General features: G+C 61.8%; 7 protein-coding genes and 1 pseudogene. 4 read left to right on the forward strand and 4 right to left on the reverse strand.

Annotated features, from left to right (window positions below):
* The first annotated feature begins 171 nt into the window (after positions 1 to 171).
* The 4 genes from TVH25_RS00190 (at position 172) to TVH25_RS00205 (ending at position 5221) form a co-directional block, all read left to right on the forward strand.
* Complete coding sequence (locus TVH25_RS00190) at positions 172 to 639, forward strand: hypothetical protein (RefSeq protein WP_422423053.1); 468 nt, start codon at positions 172 to 174, stop codon at positions 637 to 639.
* Positions 640 to 705: 66 nt separating this feature from the next.
* Positions 706 to 2328, forward strand: a complete 1623-nt coding sequence (locus tag TVH25_RS00195) for a DUF726 domain-containing protein (protein ID WP_422423055.1) — start codon at positions 706 to 708, stop codon at positions 2326 to 2328.
* 806 nt (positions 2329 to 3134) lie between these two features.
* Positions 3135 to 4904 (forward strand): hypothetical protein, encoded by a 1770-nt coding sequence (locus TVH25_RS00200; protein ID WP_422423057.1) that lies wholly within the window; start codon positions 3135 to 3137, stop codon positions 4902 to 4904.
* Positions 4905 to 4978: 74 nt separating this feature from the next.
* Entirely contained in the window at positions 4979 to 5221 is a 243-nt protein-coding gene (locus tag TVH25_RS00205) for a hypothetical protein (protein WP_422423058.1), read from the forward strand.
* A gap of 814 nt (positions 5222 to 6035) precedes the next feature.
* On the opposite strand, the pseudogene TVH25_RS00210 reads toward TVH25_RS00205, so the two are convergent.
* From TVH25_RS00210 to TVH25_RS00225, 4 genes and pseudogenes are all read right to left on the reverse strand, one after another.
* Positions 6036 to 6972, reverse strand: a pseudogene (locus TVH25_RS00210) (IS481 family transposase).
* Between the two features lie 74 nt (positions 6973 to 7046).
* The gene (locus TVH25_RS00215) at positions 7047 to 9290 is read right to left on the reverse strand and encodes a 3'-5' exonuclease (protein ID WP_422423060.1); all 2244 of its coding nucleotides are present in this window, start codon (positions 9288 to 9290) and stop codon (positions 7047 to 7049) included.
* Entirely contained in the window at positions 9291 to 15737 is a 6447-nt protein-coding gene (locus TVH25_RS00220) for a DEAD/DEAH box helicase (protein ID WP_422423061.1), read from the reverse strand.
* Positions 15738 to 15820: 83 nt separating this feature from the next.
* Positions 15821 to 16477: a DUF6308 family protein gene (locus TVH25_RS00225; RefSeq protein ID WP_422423062.1), complete on the reverse strand. Its 657-nt coding sequence runs from the start codon at positions 16475 to 16477 to the stop codon at positions 15821 to 15823.
* Positions 16478 to 16479 lie beyond the last annotated feature (2 nt).

The following is a 16479-nucleotide window of genomic DNA, read 5'->3' on the forward strand; positions in this document are numbered from 1 at the left end:
CGCGGTGACGGACGGCATCGCATCTCGCCCTCACACCGCGGAAACCAGAACAAATGGTCTGTAACGAAAACGTGTGCTCACTCGATGACGGGTTGTACCCCTCGTCGGATGGAGTAGTTCAGACATGAAGCGCGCCCTATGCATTGCGATCCATGCTGCCGGGTTGTCCGGATGACCGACGATGCCGCCACCCCCGAGATCGCTACTTGGGAAGGGATGGGCGACTGGCTGGTGACCTCGTTCACCGATCAGCCCACCGGTTTGATTATCGACCTGGGGCCGAATACATACCTCGTCTACGACGACGAAGAAAACGAAAGCGGCGACGATCGCGACGAGGTCGTGTGCGCGCAGGTACACGTACTTTCCAGCGGAGTGCTGATGGTGCGACGCTCACGAACCATGCTGGACAGGTTGCGTTTCGACTACCACTCGGTGGAAGAACTCGAGCTGGACCAATGGTTCTTCGACGACCATTTCGACGACTGCACGGACGGTTACATGTTCACCGTGAACGTCGGACTGGCCGCCGATGCGTGTGTGTCGTGGTTCCGCGATATGCGCGGGGCGCCGGTTTTGGATGACATCGGGTGTGACTACGAGTATCCCGCAACGCTTCCGAGTAGGCACAGCGCGTAGTGGCAGTCACGCTTGTCGGCAATGCCGCCTAAGGTTCGTGCACCACGAGTGAGTAAAGGCGAATAAATGGCAACCAACTCCTTGAAGATCACGACGTTCCCGGATGGAACGACGACCTGTGCGGTTCGCTCCCTGGCCGGTCGTCTGCTGGTGCTGACCGGCGACCTCGCCACTATCGAACCGATTGCGACCGGTGACGAGAGGATGGTCGCGAACAAGGCCTTGGTGCACAACGCCTGGGCATACGCGAAGCATGAGCTCGAATACAGGGCCGCAGTTGAGGATGACCAGCGGAAGAGTCATCGGAAGCAGGCCGACGAGCACGCGGCGGTGGCAGGCGGGATTGCGGACCTCCTCGATGACCTCACGGACGAGTCCGCAACGGCCTGGTGTTCCGGATGCTTCATACGAACGGAACACCGGAAGGTGAGGGGCAAGCGCTCCGGTGTCCGAGCGCATGTCTGCGCATCGTGCGGGGCAGCCACAGTGGGATGCGCTGCTCCGCAATGCGACCACATGGCCACGCGCGGAACCGGTTCATTCCGCATCCCACGGTATTGCGCCGAGCACCGGCACGACATTCCAAGTTTTGAACGTGCAACGGACACAGTAGAAGGGCCGGAAGATTACGAGAAACTTCTGAAGTACGACAAGCCAAACTTGAGCCGGGCCACGAAGCTTGCGGCTGCAGGGATACTAGCCGCGGGTATGGCAGTCCCCGGTGGCATCGCCGCGGCGCCGGCTGTCGGCGGTGCCATCGGTGCGATGATGGGCTACGGCGGTGCGGTAGCAGCAAACGTTGGTCTCGCATTCCTGGGCGGTGGTGCGGTTGCGGCGGGTGGACTCGGTATGGCGGGTGGCGCGTACGTGGTCGCGGCAGTAGGTGCTGCGCTCGGTGGAGCCCTTGGTGCCGGTATCACCAACGCCTATGTCAGAGAAGACAAATCTTTCGATATCGAAAAATTCCGTGACGGCGTAGGTACCCCGGTTATCGTCACCCGTGGATTCCTGAACGAATCAAGTGCGGACTGGCGCGCCGCAGTGGAATTCGTCGACCGACGTTATCCCGACGCGCCGATCTACAAGCTCAACTGGGGAAGCAAGGAGCTTGCTGCTCTGGGTGCCCTGATCTTCAAAGGCATGGGTGTCAGGCACGGGGCCGTCGCTGCGGCTCGGATGGCTGCAAAGGCGAGCAAGAGGGCCGCCGTAAAGCTTGGCCCGGTCGCACCGGTAATGATCGCAGCGGACATGGCAAAGAACCCGTGGCACACAGCCATGGTTCGTGCTGACCGCACAGGCGTTGCGCTCGCAGGCATTCTCACGAGAACCGAGATTCCGAGTTACCACCTCGTAGGACACAGCCTGGGCGCCCGCGTCATGATCACCGCAGCACGGACACTTGCGACGCAGAAGGGTGCACCCCGTATCGACACGATTCACGTCGTTGGTGCGGCAATCGGACGCAAGGGTGACTGGCGGACGTTGAATAGCGCAGTCTCGAACAAGGTCCACAACTATTTCTCGGAGCGGGACTGGGTGCTTCGCTACGGGTACGCAGTTGCCCAAGGCGGAAGTGTTGCGGCCGGGTTAGCCGGATTCGGAACGTCGTATCCGAACATTGTCGACCACGATGTCTCCCATTGCGTGGATGGCCACTCAGGGTACTTTGCCAACGTCGAGCCTGAATGAGTAGGGAGAAATTGGGGCGGTGCGCACCCGCTTAACTTTGGCGTGCGGGTAAATTCCTTGGCCTAATGCGCAATCGCGATCATGCGCCGCCCAGCTCAAGAGCGTTCGGAAGCCCCATCCTCAACCTTCAGCCTTCAGCAGGTCTGCAGTTTTGCACGATCCGGGGACTTGGAATCGATCGTGAATGTCACTCGGGTCGAGCGCCCCGATCTTCGATCCGTGGGCCACGACTCGACGAACGTCTCCGCTGACTCGGGCGCGGCGGACACGCGCACGTTGTCGGAGCCTGTCGATGTCGGCAGGCCGCCGGGAAGGAGTCGTGGTCCATCAATTTTGCCGAGATATCGAACCTCGATGTGGCCGTTGCCCAACACGCAGGACAAATCCGCCATCCCACCCGCGACGGCCGAACAACGATGGCGGAGTTATGGCACGAATCGGCATAGATCTGTTTCCGGAGACTATGGAAAGAGATCTGTCTGTACTTCGATTGAATGATCACCACCACCGACAGGCGTCTGATAATTGTTTGGTTGATCGGTTTGACCCAGTCCCGGGCGTTGCCTATGCACCGCCAACCCTTGTCTGCACTTAGGAGGACACGAATGCAAGAATCCGCCGAGGTTTCCCTCCGACTCGGAAGTCATGATCGATTCAGCTTCGACCCGTCGGATCTACACCTAGATCGCTTGCCTCGTGAAGGCGGGAGTGACAGGTGTGAGAGAATAACCTCACGAATCCTTCGGTGGACGTCCCGATTCTCGATCGTAGCCGTTTCTTCGATCGGAGTTATTCTTGTCTTCCTTGTGATTCCAACGGCTGTTCGGGCCAGTTCTGAATCCGCCGATGGTTGGAATCCGAAGCCTCTATTCGGGCTGCTCATTCTCGCGCTGCTGGCCGCTGCACTTATCGCTGCCCACAAGCACGCGATGAAATTCGTTGAAAGTCATATGGCAAACGGTGAAAATAACGCTTCCTATCCCCCTCTTCCGATTGTTGCTGATTCCCATATTCGCGCGGCGCGCCATATTGAGGTCGGCACATCAGAGAATAGTAGTTCCCGAATTTCGTCCGGCAAATTATTTCTTTGTTCGTCAGCTTCTCTGATTCAGAGGATTCAACACAGCATTAATCAGAGCGGCATCGTATACGAGAATTCCGTGATCAGTAGCATGGAAATCCCTTCCAATCTTAGCCATGATTTCGTGATAATCGCGTCCGCGTGCGCGAAGGGAAGCATGCTAGACTCCTTAAATGTAAAAGTCGACGGTGACGATGTGTCAACGATTCCTGCATTTGAGAGTAATTCTCTGCAGGCTGGAATACTCACAACGTGGCGGCAAGAAATAGCCCCCTTCGAAATAGAGCCATGGCGAGACCCAACCTGGCTTGCGCTAATGTCCGCGGTGTGTTCAGACTCTCCGGTAATGGCCGATGCAAAATCGTTGATTTGGAACAATCGCAGGAAAGAATTTGAACTGGGCGACAACAATCCAAGTCTGCAGAATCTATTGGACTTTGAGGCCCGGCGGATGTCGAGTCTTGGCGCGAGTTCTGCGGCTGCCTCGCAACTCCTGATTGCGATCGAGGAATTGGCGAACCTAAACATACTATGGTGCCGACCTGATTCGAGTACGAAAGAAAGCGCAGATAATCTAAGCCTGCGCTTAGAAGTATCCTTTCGCAGACATCTTGAGGCAGCCGCGCAAAGCTGGTATGAGCGACTGCGAGTGGGGTTTGGCCTAGTCCCTAGGAGCTTCGCGATCACAATGCCCTTGTCGCTTCGTGCAGCAAGTTATCATCTCGACTTCGCGACCCCTGAGGGCATGTATCTGTATGACATCACTATAGGGATTGAGGCTGCTTCAATCGACCATTTCGGTTCCACACCGGCTCACCCGGCAACTGGTTCCACAGCGGCCCACCCTGCAACTGGTTGGGCCGTCGCCCGTCGGGACGTAACACACTCCGCCCGCGGGGAAGCGAATCCCGTCTTGCGGGCATCTCGCACTGGTTCTGGATTTGCGCACGTTTATTGCAGGGGGGTCGGTGATCTAGTGCTGCGGTCCCGATCAGATGCCAAAGATTCGCGCAATATAGTTCCGACGGCGAAATTCGAATTCAGAGAGGTTCCACCGGGTAATTTGCTGTGGGCGATCCTGCTGGCTATTTATCTAACCGGTCTTGCGTGGTTCGTAGGCTTCGGATTCGACGCGGTGTTTCCGGCCGAAGGGCAAATGAAGCCGATTTGGAACACGGTGCTTTTCGGGCTGCCGGCAGTCCTCTCCGGCCTGGTAGTAGCGAAGTTCACTGGAGGGCAAATTCAAACGGCGTCTCTACCCACGTTCGTTGCGATCGTGTGTACCGTATTGGATGCGATGTTCCTAATCATAGTCGCGGCATTGCTTTCTATGGGTCTGTGGAGTTGGAGGTGGGACGGCGAGGGGTTGTTAATTCCAAATATTGAGGTTGTGCCGTGGGCGCTGGTCATGATCCTGACCGGGACTAACTTGTGCATCATTGCAGTCATGATGCTGATGCGGCATCGCAGGTATATGCGTAGCTTGCAGATGTAGTGATCGAATTCTATTGCGTAAAAGCGATCGATGGGTTATGATTGATTAAATGTGCACCTAACCTGGGGGCGACGATGGCTGATTCAATCGAAGTTCGGGTAGTTAATCGGCTTGCGGGCGAGACAACGTGGGACGCTCTTGCCAGAGGTTTACGTCAGCGGGAAGGGCTTCATCATGCCGTGCTGGAGGGGGGAGATGCATTTATAGCAGCCTCAAGCCATGTTGATATCTCCGATATGGAAGACTTTCGAGGTTCTGTTGATTCTGCGCGCCAAAGTTTAGTGGCAATGAAGAAGCGCCGTGGCATCATCGATTAACGCTGTGCGTGAAGGGGATTCTAAGTAATCCGCAGTGCGGCGAATTTGCGTGCTCACCGATACCGCTTTGGGTCGATAGAGGATATCGCACTAATCGCAGGGCAGCGTTTTATGTTCTTGTCGTAGAATATTCGACAGTGGTGATTCGTGAATTTCTTTTGCGCGCTTGCGGATAGCGCCATGGTTTCCTGACTCCGCAACGTGGTCACATATTCGGGGAGAGCGAATTCCTGTATCTGATGTGTCAGGCCCGTAGGTACGTTTACGCATAAATTATCTGCCCAAGTAGTCATTGAATCGATTGGTTTTTAGGTCCGATGGTCGTGATTGACTCGCATTGAATCTCAGTCGCTACGTAACGGGTACTTGTGTGAGGCTGACATACCCGTTCGCCTGTTTAAGACATGCTCGACTGTGCACGCGAGCCTTGTCCCTTTTGTTTCGGAGATTGACGTCGGCTTCCGTGATTATCGTGCGTTCACAAGCGTTAACCGGATGAAGCGCGTGGCCATGATTTCGTGGCACGGATGTCTGTTTTCACCAGGATTAACAGATGAATCGCTACGGTCCGTGGGTCCGTGTGGGTCGATCGACCGTCGTCGGCGGATGGAAAATCCTGCGAGCAGTATGGTAAAACGCGGGCTTCTCAGGTCTGCGATTTGTAGACATGTCTTTCACGGCGATGGGGCGAGACCAGGGATTGAGCGCGACCTTGTCGCACTTTCAACTCGGCGCAAGCGAAAATATCCGTTTGATTCTGAATCGAAAATATGTCCCCTCCGTGTCGCTTCCGCCATGGGTGTCCCGTTTGCAACTAGGTGTATGAGCTCATGACGTTGGCGACGCCTGCGTGGAGTCGGACGATGGTGGCTGTTTCCGGCGGCAGTGTGAGGTCGATGGTAGTTGTGGACATTCCAGACCGCGAGGGCCTCGGAGCGGTGTTGCTCGGAGGTCCATTCGCGGGCGTAGAGAACCTCTCGGCGAGGATGCGGTTGTAGCGCTCGACCTTGCCGTTGTGGCGCGGGGTGTAGGGCCGGATGAACTGGTGCCACATCCCGGCGAGGGTCCGGGGCGAACACGGTCGAGCGGTAACAGGAACCGTTGTCGGTGACCACGCGAGTGAACCGGGCGATGCCGTGCACGGCGAAGAACGCTCGGGCCCGGTTGATGAAACCTACTGCCGTAACACCTTTCTCGTCCGGTAAAGCTTCGGCGTAGGCCAGACGGGAGAACCCGTCGACGATCGAATGCAGAAAGACGTAGCCGGTGCGGGTGCCGCGCTTCGTACCGCGATCGACGGTCTTGGCGCGCTCGCTGACCCGGACGTGGATACGCCAACCGCCGCCGTCGGGGATCCCGCCGACTTTCTTGATATCGACGTGCACCATGTGGCCGGGGTACCGGGCGACGATGGCGATCGCAGGTTTGTGGTTCTCGGCGCCGCTCGGGTCGAGGAAGCGCCGGCGGTTGATGCCCAGACGCACCAGCCATCGTCCGACGGTCGAGACCGACACCCGATGTCCCCCGGCGGCGAGTTCGCCAGCGATGCGGCGGGCGGTCCATTTCTTGTCTCGGCGCAGCTTCTCGATCGCGGTGACCAGCTCCGGTGCGAGGGTGGTGGCCTGGTGGTGCGGGACGCTCGTCCGGTCGAGCAGGCCGGCTTCGCGGCTGGTCCGGTACCGTTTCACCCACTTCGGCAGACACTGGCGGGAGATGCTCGCCTCGGCTATGACATCGCCAACTGTCGACAGACACCGCCAACCGCGGGCAGACTTGCTGGCCGCAGACCCTCAATGGAGCGCGGAGTCCCCACGTCGTTGTTGTGTCATTCGTTACCTACACGGAGCAGTGCTGAGCACTTGCCGCTCCAGGTCGCTACCAGTTCATCCCGCGCCCGGCTTGCCGCAACATATAGCAACGACCGTTCCCGAAGCAGCGCTTCGTCCTTCTCATCTTCCGGCACCAATCGGAGTGAGGCGAGAGACGGGACGTGGGCCTCGTCTACGCCGGCGAGGATGACGCGAGAGAATTCCATCCCCTTGGCTCGGTGCATGGTCAATACCTGAACGTGGCCGGAGGAGGGTTGGTTGTCTTCGAGCGCGCGGGCGTCGATGCCTCGTTCTCCGAGCGCACGGACGAACCGACCGCGCTCGTCCAATCCTCGGGTGAGCACGGCGATGGTTTCAGGTTCGATGCCGTCATCGATCCACTGTCGTACCTGTGCTGCTACTCTCTCGAGTTCTTCTGTCTGGGAAGAGCATTCGACCAGGCGTGGGTTGGGTCCGAGACGAGCGGAGCGATACTCGGTGGTGGATTCCTCACCCTGTTCAAGATCTTTGTATTCGGCGCCGGACAGAATCCCGACAGCGAAATGCAGGTTTTGCGCCGTGGTGCGGTAGTTCAGTGTCAACCGCCGGGACCGACCCACGATCTTGATGCCGAGCCGGCCGAGCACGACGGGCTGGCCGTAGATCCGCTGGTGGGAGTCCTCCGCGATGAACAGGTCGTTCGGCCCCTCGGGCACCAGTGCGCGCAGCAGCGCCCAATGTGTGGCGTGTAGGTCTTGGGCTTCGTCGACGATGACGTGGTCGGCGATATACCCGCGGCCTGCTTCGTGTTGTATGCGCAGGTGTTCGGCAGCTACTGCGAGCACCTCTGGGAAGCTGAGGGTGCCGTCCATGCGGCTGTGTCGCCGGTACCCTTCGATGAGCTTCCACACGGCAAGACGCTGCGGCCGGCTCAAACGAACTCCGCGCCCCGGCCTCGCTACTTTGGCGTACTGCTCGAGTGTGGTCACCTTGTTGGCGAGAACTACCGCGACGTATTCGTTTTCGAGGAAGTTCGGCGTGGACAGTTTGGCGTCGAGACCACTGTCGGTTGAATCGATGACCTCGCGCCACACCACGTCGGAGCGAGTGCGGGCATGGCCGAAGTGGTACGCCGCACCCAGGACGGCTTCACTGGCCGGACCTAGATCATCAGCCTGGTCCAGCACAGCCTTCGCGAGAGCGTCGACGCCCCGCACGTAGACCCCCGGTTTCCCGAGCTTGGGCGCGATAGGGATGTTGGGGTCGAGGAAGCGCAGGTCCGCTTCGATACCGAGAGCGAGGGTCTTGTTGTAGGTCGTAAGGATTATCCGCGCATCGGGGTTCTGCTTGCCAAGGTGCCGGGCGCGATGGATCGCTACGACGGTCTTGCCGGTGCCGGCTCCGCCGGACAAGCGGAACGACCCGCTTTGATCCTTCTCCGCGTAGGTCCGCTGCTCGGGATGCAGAAATGTGCGCCAAGCGCCGAAGTCGCCGCTCTCGATGACGCGGCGTAACTCCTCGTCGTCTTCGATGTAGGCGAACTGCATCTTCGAGGCGGGACGGTCGAGTGCCTCCAGGATCTGCTGATCCTCGTCGAGTGAGGAGTCGATCGGAGTCTCGGTGAATCCGTGCTTGGCACGGATCTCGTCGATGCTGATCCCGGTGATGAGTTCGAGCAGTGCGCTGCCCTCCCATTCCAGAGCCTTCTCTGCGATATGCAGGACGGCGTCCTCGTCGGGGGCGTCCATTGCGAGTTCCGCGATTGCCGGGTCGATACCGAGCTTGTCCGTGAGATCCGCGAGAGTGAAACCGAGACCGAGCAGATAGGGCGGGGTATCGGCGGATTTCGCAAGTGCCCGGTCGAGTTCGCCGGTGGGATCGGGCACGACCACACGCTTTTTACGGTCGGCTGTCCCGTCGAGTTCTCCGATGATGCCTTCGAGTGCGCCGTTGATGGGATTGACTCGAAGTGTGGAACGCCCGGCGAGGCTGATTGCTTCGTCGTGCGGCCAGGTGCCCATGTAGATGTACGTGGGGTCGCCGAATTGGTCCTCGACGCGGAAGAGAATCGCACGATAATGCAGATCGACCCGTCCGGTGCGGACCCGGGGATCAGCGGCGACCTGGAGTGGCTCGATATGCAATCCGGATGCGGTGTCGTCGGCGCTGAGCTTCTCGAAGAAGTCCATCACCTTGTTTTTGACGGACCGGTCGAGCTTCCGCATCGCTTTGTTGTTCGACGCGATGACCAAATTCGCCACTTATAGCACCCCGTTCGTTTTCAGCACTGCGACAATCTGTGCCGCGTCAGGTCGGCACAATGTCCACCCGGTGTCGGCCATCGTAGTTGCCTCGGTTCCAGATTCCTCGAGCAGCACACCGATACGGTGGCCCTCCCACGCGAGGTCGAGCACTTCGCCTTCCTCGGTCTCGTAACCGAGTTGAGGTAAAGGAACCCGTGGGTCGGTGGAGGCGATCGCTCTGATGAGAGTGCGTTCAGCTTCCGACACCGTCTCGTCGAGCAGCGATTGCCATTCGGGGGGCAGTGGCTGCTCATCGCCGGCTCCGATGGACACCGGCGCGGGAGAGGATTCGAGCAGTGACCGTGTAGTGATGCGGTGACGATCGGCGATACCCAGCCAGTTCGACAGGCGCAGCCATTCCTTCCAGGCGCGACCGTCGAGGTTGTCGAGGACGTCGTCGCGATCGTCGAGCGCGAGGACCGCGGTGGCCGACCGGTCAGCGCGTGAGGTGGCGGCGGCCACCGTAAGCGTGCCCTCTGCGAGCGACCAGCATACGTCCGCACCACTGTCGGTGAAGGGGCGGGAACCCTTCAGGGCGGCGAGAGCGGACTCCAGTATCGACTCGGCAGTCGAGCGAACGCGATTGTGGCTGCGGACGAACAGATACGGCAGTGCGCGGCCGAAGGCCTCCCACGACGCGATGTCCGGGTCGACCATGAACTCGAGCAGCTGCGTCACCGGATCCTTGGCGAGCAGCTTCAATAGTGCAGGCCGCACATGGAAGTGTGTCGTGACCACCTTGGCTGCGTTCTCGTCGAACCACGACGGGATCTGCTCGTCGCTGCTTTTGAAACGCTGCAGATCCTCGTGCCCGAAGGACCACACCATATAGCCGGACTCACGTAGCCCGGCGCGTTTGTGCGCGTCGTCAGCAACACGGTTGCAGCCGGGTGAGGCGTGGAAAGCGCGCCCGTCGGCGAATATCGCAATCGGCCGGATCGAGCTGTCGGTGGTTTGGAGCACAAAATCCGGTTTCACCGTGCCCAGCAGTACCTGCGGGACGAGCGACCAACGGCGAACCTTCTTGCCTTGGAGCGTGATGGTCGCAGACGGGCCGTAGGTGCCCGGTTTCTCGACGACGGCCGCACCCATGGATCGCAGCCGGCCGATGAAAGCGGTGTAGAAGTCCTTCTCCAGGAACGATTCGTCACTCGCGGGCGGTACCGGTGGCGCCTCCTCGGTGATATGGGCATTCCAATCGTCGAGGTCGGGTTCGGAGTGCGCTCCCACATCGAGGATGTCGTTGAGGACCTTCAGGGCGGTGGTACGCGAAACCTTGTCCAGTTCGTGCGGCGGAGCGAAAGGCAGCAGGCATCGGTGGCAGGCGAGGCGTTCCTCCCCGCGGCACGGACATTCGCGGACTACCTTTCGGGCAGCGGCGAGCATTGCGTGGACCTTCTCCGGGTCGGCGAACTCGGCGAGATAGCCGGTGCCGCCGGGCACGGTGTCGTGGATGAGCAGCGCGCGCCGGTCCGGGGCGCGCAGTGCGTCGCTGATGGTGGCGACGGCGAGGTGCTCGGGGGAACCGCCGATCACCTGTCGCAGACCCAGCAAGAGGGCGGCACTGAGACTCGGATGTGCGAAGTTGTCGTATTCGAGTTCGGGCGGCAGGTGCAGTAACACGCCCTGGGTGCGCAGGCTACGGGCCAGGGCGATCTCGCGGACGTCCTCGGCATCGGCCTTGCGGAGCCGGCACCAGGTGCGGTGCTCGTACGGGTCGTTGCGGCCCGCCGCCGTGTCGAGTTGCCCGCACGCCGCGCATACACGGAACAGGCCGGTTGCCGATTCCTCACCGGCGATGATGCGTTTCTTGCCCTGGGAGGTGCGCTTACCGAGGTTGAGCCACCGAATGTCGAGACGGCGCAGGTATTCTGCGCCGAACTCTCGACCCTGCACGAACCAGGCCCGGCCGACATGTGCAGGATCTATGTCCGCAGCGACCGCGACGTTGAACGGTTCGCGGTGCCGGTCGTCGCGGCTGTCGCTGATGGCGGCCTCGTCACGGCGCACCTCCGCAGACACCCTTTCCATCTCCACCACATGCAGGCGCTGGCTGACATCCGAGATTGCGGTGTTCTTGCAGCGGGGACAGGAGGGGACGAGCTTGGGCTCCGCACCTGCGGGGCTGATCCCGACCCATCCGCACTGCGGGCACACCTGCCACGTGTGGATGTTCGATTCGCCGGTGCCGAGGTCGACCGCGTCGATCTTGACCGCCAGGCCTTGGGCGTAGAAGGTTGCGCCGGGGGCGAGTTCGGTGAGTGCGATCCGCGAGCCACGCTGGTAACTCATCGAATCGCCCATGTAGGCAGAGCTGTCGGGGTCGATCCAGGAGACGCCGACGTCGAGGGTCACCGAGTCGTCGAGCAGGGTGTAGTTGGGAAGCACTCCGTACGCCTCGAGGACCGAAATCCAGTACTCGTCGGTGATCGAACGGATCTGAGAGGCCAACAGTTTCCGAGAACCCTGTGCGGTGCGCAGGGCACGCCTGTCGTCGTCCGTGGCGGCGGGAGAATCGGATCTGCGTTCGAGCTCGGGCATCTGCTGCTCGACCGCATTCTTGCGGGCGGTCAGCTCGGTGAGATCCCGGTTCCACCGGTGCACGGTGTGTCGCAGGTGTTGCACGAGGCCGCTGGGCTCGCCGGTATCGGCTGGAGTGGCCCAGGAGAGCAGGGCTGCCTCGGCGTCCTTGCTGAGCAGCCCGCCGAACTGATCGAGGAATTCGGTGGTCAGAACTGCAGAATGAGTGTCGGCGTGCTCGATGACGTCGGCCAACCAACTGCCGTCGTCGAAACTGCCGAGTGCGGCGCGGGCGTCCTTTGGCGCCACCTTCTGCGGGTCGCGGGCGAACCGGTCCAGGAGGTGCGCAACATATTGACGTTGCAGGATCTCCTCGGCGTTGAGGAACGTCGCCGGTGGACGCACCTCGCCCTGGATTACCGACAGCGGATCGAACAGTTTCGGCAGATGTTCACCGCGGCCGCGCACGTAGGCGAGGACGAGGGAGTTGCCGGTAAGGCGGCCGGCGCGGCCCACCCGCTGAAGGTACGACGACACCGACCGCGGCAGTGAGCCGAGCATGACGGTGGACAGGTCGCCGATGTCGATGCCCATCTCCAACGTCGGAGTGGCGACGAGCACGTTCGGAGCCTGAGGGTCGGCGCCGCCTTTCTTGAACGCCGTCTCGTATTCGAGCCGTGTCTCGGTGGGCAGCAGTGAGGTGTGTTCGCGCGCCACGACGCGCTTCATCTCCGACGAGTTGTACAGGTTGCGGTAGAAGTTCTCGTTCCGCGGCGCTCGGCGCAGGTTGCCCGGGCAGCGCACCAACAGGCACGGCGCGCCGTCCATCTCGTTGACGACGGTGGCGCTGCCGGGCGCGGGCGTCTGGCACACGTCGCACACCAGCAGGTGCTTCCGATTCTCGAGGTCCCCGAGGCGCGGAGCGCTGACCTGCACGGTGGTGGGCGCCAAGCCGTAGACGGTTGTGCCCGTTTCGGTGGTGACGGTTTCGAGCACCCTCTGCTCGGTGAGCAGTGCGAACAGTGCCTTCGCGAGAAACGCTCCGTCGTACGGTGAGACGTCCAGGCACCGCGACGCCCACCGTGCATACCAGGACGCCGGCGAGGTGATCGAATCGAAACCTTCGGGGAGCGAACGTGATCCGGATCCGAGCGCGGGGAAGGTCGGCGCGGGTCTGCCCTTGGGGAAGGCGGGCATGCCTTCACCCTTGGGGCGCCCGGTCCAGACGTGATACCGGTTGGCGTTCTTCTCCAGGTAGCGACGCAACCATTCGTGATGGATACCGCCCTGGGTGCGGATGCGTTCGACGGTGCCGCGCACCCACCTGGCCAGGGCCTCACGATCGAGGATCGGCGGATGGGCGGTGTCGCCCAAACTCATTTGATCGCCGCGAGGGTCGTCGAACATCGTGCGCTGCTCACCCGGCGCGAAACTCTCGGTGAGCTTCAACTGGACGTGCTCGGTGTTCTCGGCTGCGAGCCGGCCCAGGGTGGCGGCTCGACCCGGCGCCCCGAGATACACCTCGGCGACGACGCTGCCGGTCAGTTCGAGGGTGCGACCCGTGCGGGATTGCAGACCGAACTCGAGGTCGATGTCGAACTGCAGACGGCGCTTGGCCTTCTTTTCCGCCGCCCGGCGGGAGCTGTGGTGGGCACCGGCCTTCCAGAACGGGGAGAACTCGTCGCGGTCCACGATGTCCGGGGCGAGCAGCTGGTAGCGGCGGATCGGATCGTCGCCGGCGCGGGTAACCACGGCCTGAGCGAGCTCGGTCAGATCGAGCGGACCGGCAGACAATGCGCCGCGCAGCGTGGAGCGCAGGCTCAGGCTGTGGGAGCGGGCCTGTACGAATCCGGCCCGGTGCGCAGCGTCCTGGACGCTGTCCGTGAACATCAGCGCCTTCTTCTCGCCGGCGTCGAGATCCTTGTCCCCGAACAGATTCGACAGGGTAACCGACAGCTGGGTGGCAACGGCACTGCCGAGGAATCGGATACCGTCGTCGACGCCGCACGCGGGGCACACATCCTTCGTGGACTTCTCGTCCGCCTCGGGCCCGGTAAGTGTGAGAATCGGCAGCACCCGGCCCGCGAGCATGTCTGCGCTGTCCGATTCCGGTGCGGTGTCCAGAATGTCGCGATGATCGATGTGAAACCAGCGTAGCCCCTCCACGTCCCGATCTGCCTGGGCCTCGCTGTGTGCGGCGATCAGGGCACGAAAGCGAGAGGCGCCGGCGGCGTGGTCGGCGCGGATCGCCTCATCGGTGACGTCGAGGGCACTACCAGTGGGGCCGAGCCGCGCACCCCACCCCGATCGGCCACAGTTCCGGCAGAAGATCGCCGGCAGGTAGAGCTCGTGGTCGCCTTCGGTGTCGCCGTCGTCGGACCATCGGTAACCGGCGGTGGTGTGCACGACGCGATCGATGCGACTCAACTCGCGGATCCACAGGTGCACATCCACATTCAGTGCAGCACGACCTACCTCGGCGCGCACGTGGGACAGCAGCGCGAACAGGTAGTCAAGGAAGCGTTGCTGAGCGGTTGCGGCGCGGCGGGCATCACGCTCACGTGCGGACACGGGGAACACTCGGGTTGCGAGGTCGGCGAGGGAAATCGCGTCGGTGGCCTGCTCGAGGACGGTTGCGACCAGGCGGTGTCCCTTGAGCAGATCGAGCACCTCGTCGGGGCTGCTCATCACCTTCAGGTCGGCGTCGGTGAGGGCGCGATCGGCCTCGATGTCATCGGCGCGCTCATACAGTTCCGCGAGCACGGCGCGGGCGATGACGACGTTGTTGTCGCGGCCGGGGGTGTCCGCCGCGGCGGCCTTCGAGATGCGGTCGACGGCGTCGACGACCACCGGATCGACGGGGCGGTAGAGCCGGTCGAGGTCAGTACGACGGTCCGCGAGCCACTGCTCGGTCGTGGTGCGGGTTTCCCCGATCACCGCGTCCTCGTCGAATTTCTCCCCGAACACCGTCTGCGCGAAGCCGAGCATCGCAGTCGGATCGGTCTTCGAACCCAGGGTTGCGGAGGTGGCGACGGGCGTGAGCTTTCCGAGGGGTCGGGCGCGATCGGTATCGGTGACTTTCGAGTTCTCGGTCCAGTGGCTCTTGAGCGTCAGCCCGAGCCGGCGTAGTAGCATCGCGACGTCGGTGCCTTGCGCACCGTCGTAGGTGTGGAACTCGTCGAGGACGATGTACTGCAACGATTCCGCCGACAGGCGCCACAGCGGTGCATCGGCGGGACGCAACAGCAACTGGTCGAGCATCTTGTAGTTGGTGAGCAGGATGTCCGGCGGCGCATCCCGCATCAGGGTGCGGTCGGTGATGAGACCGTGCTCGGACACCCGGGTTCGTCCCCCGGCGGATTGCTGGCCCGTATAGAGACCAGCGGTGACACCACTGAGCTCGGAGTGCTCGGTGATGAGGGCGGCGAGCCGTTCGGCCTGGTCGTTGGCCAGCGCATTCATCGGGTACAGGATCAGTGCTTTGGTCCCGGTGAGGCCGGCCTTCTTCGCCCGCAACACATGGTCGAGGATCGGTATGAGGAACGCCTCGGTCTTACCGGATCCGGTGCCGGTCGTGACCATGGTCGGTTGCGGCCGAGTCTGGAACTTTGTCGATAAACGTTCGAACGCTCGAGCCTGATGACCGTAGGGTGTGAATCCGTCGGGCCACCAGTCGAGATGCATACCCCAGTTACCACTCGCCGGTGCGAATGGTAAGCGCAACCGCACGTAGGGGCCCTTGAACATGCCGTGGTCGGGATCGCCGATGAAGTCGGTCAGGGCGCCCTGAGCGTCCGGATCGGTCAGCGCGAATGTGGTGGCGAGATAATCGGTCAGCCCTTCGCACAGGTGTTCGGCCTGCAGTGTCGGCAGCAATGCCCCCATGACTCGCTCGCGATCCTTTCACGCTTCGATAATTCGTCTGCGACCCGATCATCGCACCTTCCGTGCGTTGATTTCCGCGTCCTCTACCGGTGCCCGGCCGGACCGGGCAGATGAGCGCGGCGGTTCTTGCCGTGCATCCACGCGATCATGTCGAGCACCCGAACGGTCGGGACGGTGCTCTCGAGGCCGGCCGCATCCCGAAGGGCAAGCAAGCGGGTGTGCAGCTGGGAGCCGTCGGCACGTAGTGCGCGGCGGGTCGGCTCGAGATAGGCGCGTTCGGTGCGAAGGACATCCGCAACCACGGAGTCGTAGATCGGATACAGCCGGGGACGTTTGCGCGCGATCAGCTTGGACGCGGTGGTGCGGCCCACACTCGGCACGGTGCGCAGAGCTTCATCCAACCGCCACACCGGTGATGCAGGGGTCATCTCGTCCTTTTCGTCGGCGAGGTCGCGGTCCGGGCCGACCGCGGTGAGCAGTGCGCCGAATTCCTCACGCCGCTCACCGAGCAGCATCCGCGCACCTTCACCCGAGACCCGGACCGACAACAGTGTCACCGCCACGAGATCGTCGGCAGTGAAGACATCGACGTCGCCGGTGCGTGTGCCGGTGGAATCCCATATATCCCATTGCACCCCTGTGCGTGTGTGGCCCCGGTCGTCCTTGCGACAGTACTGCCGGAGCAGGTTCACCGCGGCGGTGTCGTCGGCGTGTTGAAGTGCAGGAGGCAAAGTGAGCATGC

Source organism: Rhodococcus sp. 7Tela_A2, from assembly GCF_049311045.1.
GTDB lineage: Bacteria > Actinomycetota > Actinomycetes > Mycobacteriales > Mycobacteriaceae > Rhodococcus.

What these genes read in the sequence shown, in the direction of transcription:
- TVH25_RS00220 (WP_422423061.1), bottom strand. Translation starts at nt 15,737, where the DNA reads ATGGGGGCATTGCTGCCGACACTGCAGGCCGAACACCTGTGCGAAGGG.
- TVH25_RS00190 (WP_422423053.1), top strand. Translation starts at nt 172, where the DNA reads ATGACCGACGATGCCGCCACCCCCGAGATCGCTACTTGGGAAGGGATG.
- TVH25_RS00205 (WP_422423058.1), top strand. Translation starts at nt 4,979, where the DNA reads ATGGCTGATTCAATCGAAGTTCGGGTAGTTAATCGGCTTGCGGGCGAG.
- TVH25_RS00225 (WP_422423062.1), bottom strand. Translation starts at nt 16,477, where the DNA reads ATGCTCACTTTGCCTCCTGCACTTCAACACGCCGACGACACCGCCGCG.
- TVH25_RS00195 (WP_422423055.1), top strand. Translation starts at nt 706, where the DNA reads ATGGCAACCAACTCCTTGAAGATCACGACGTTCCCGGATGGAACGACG.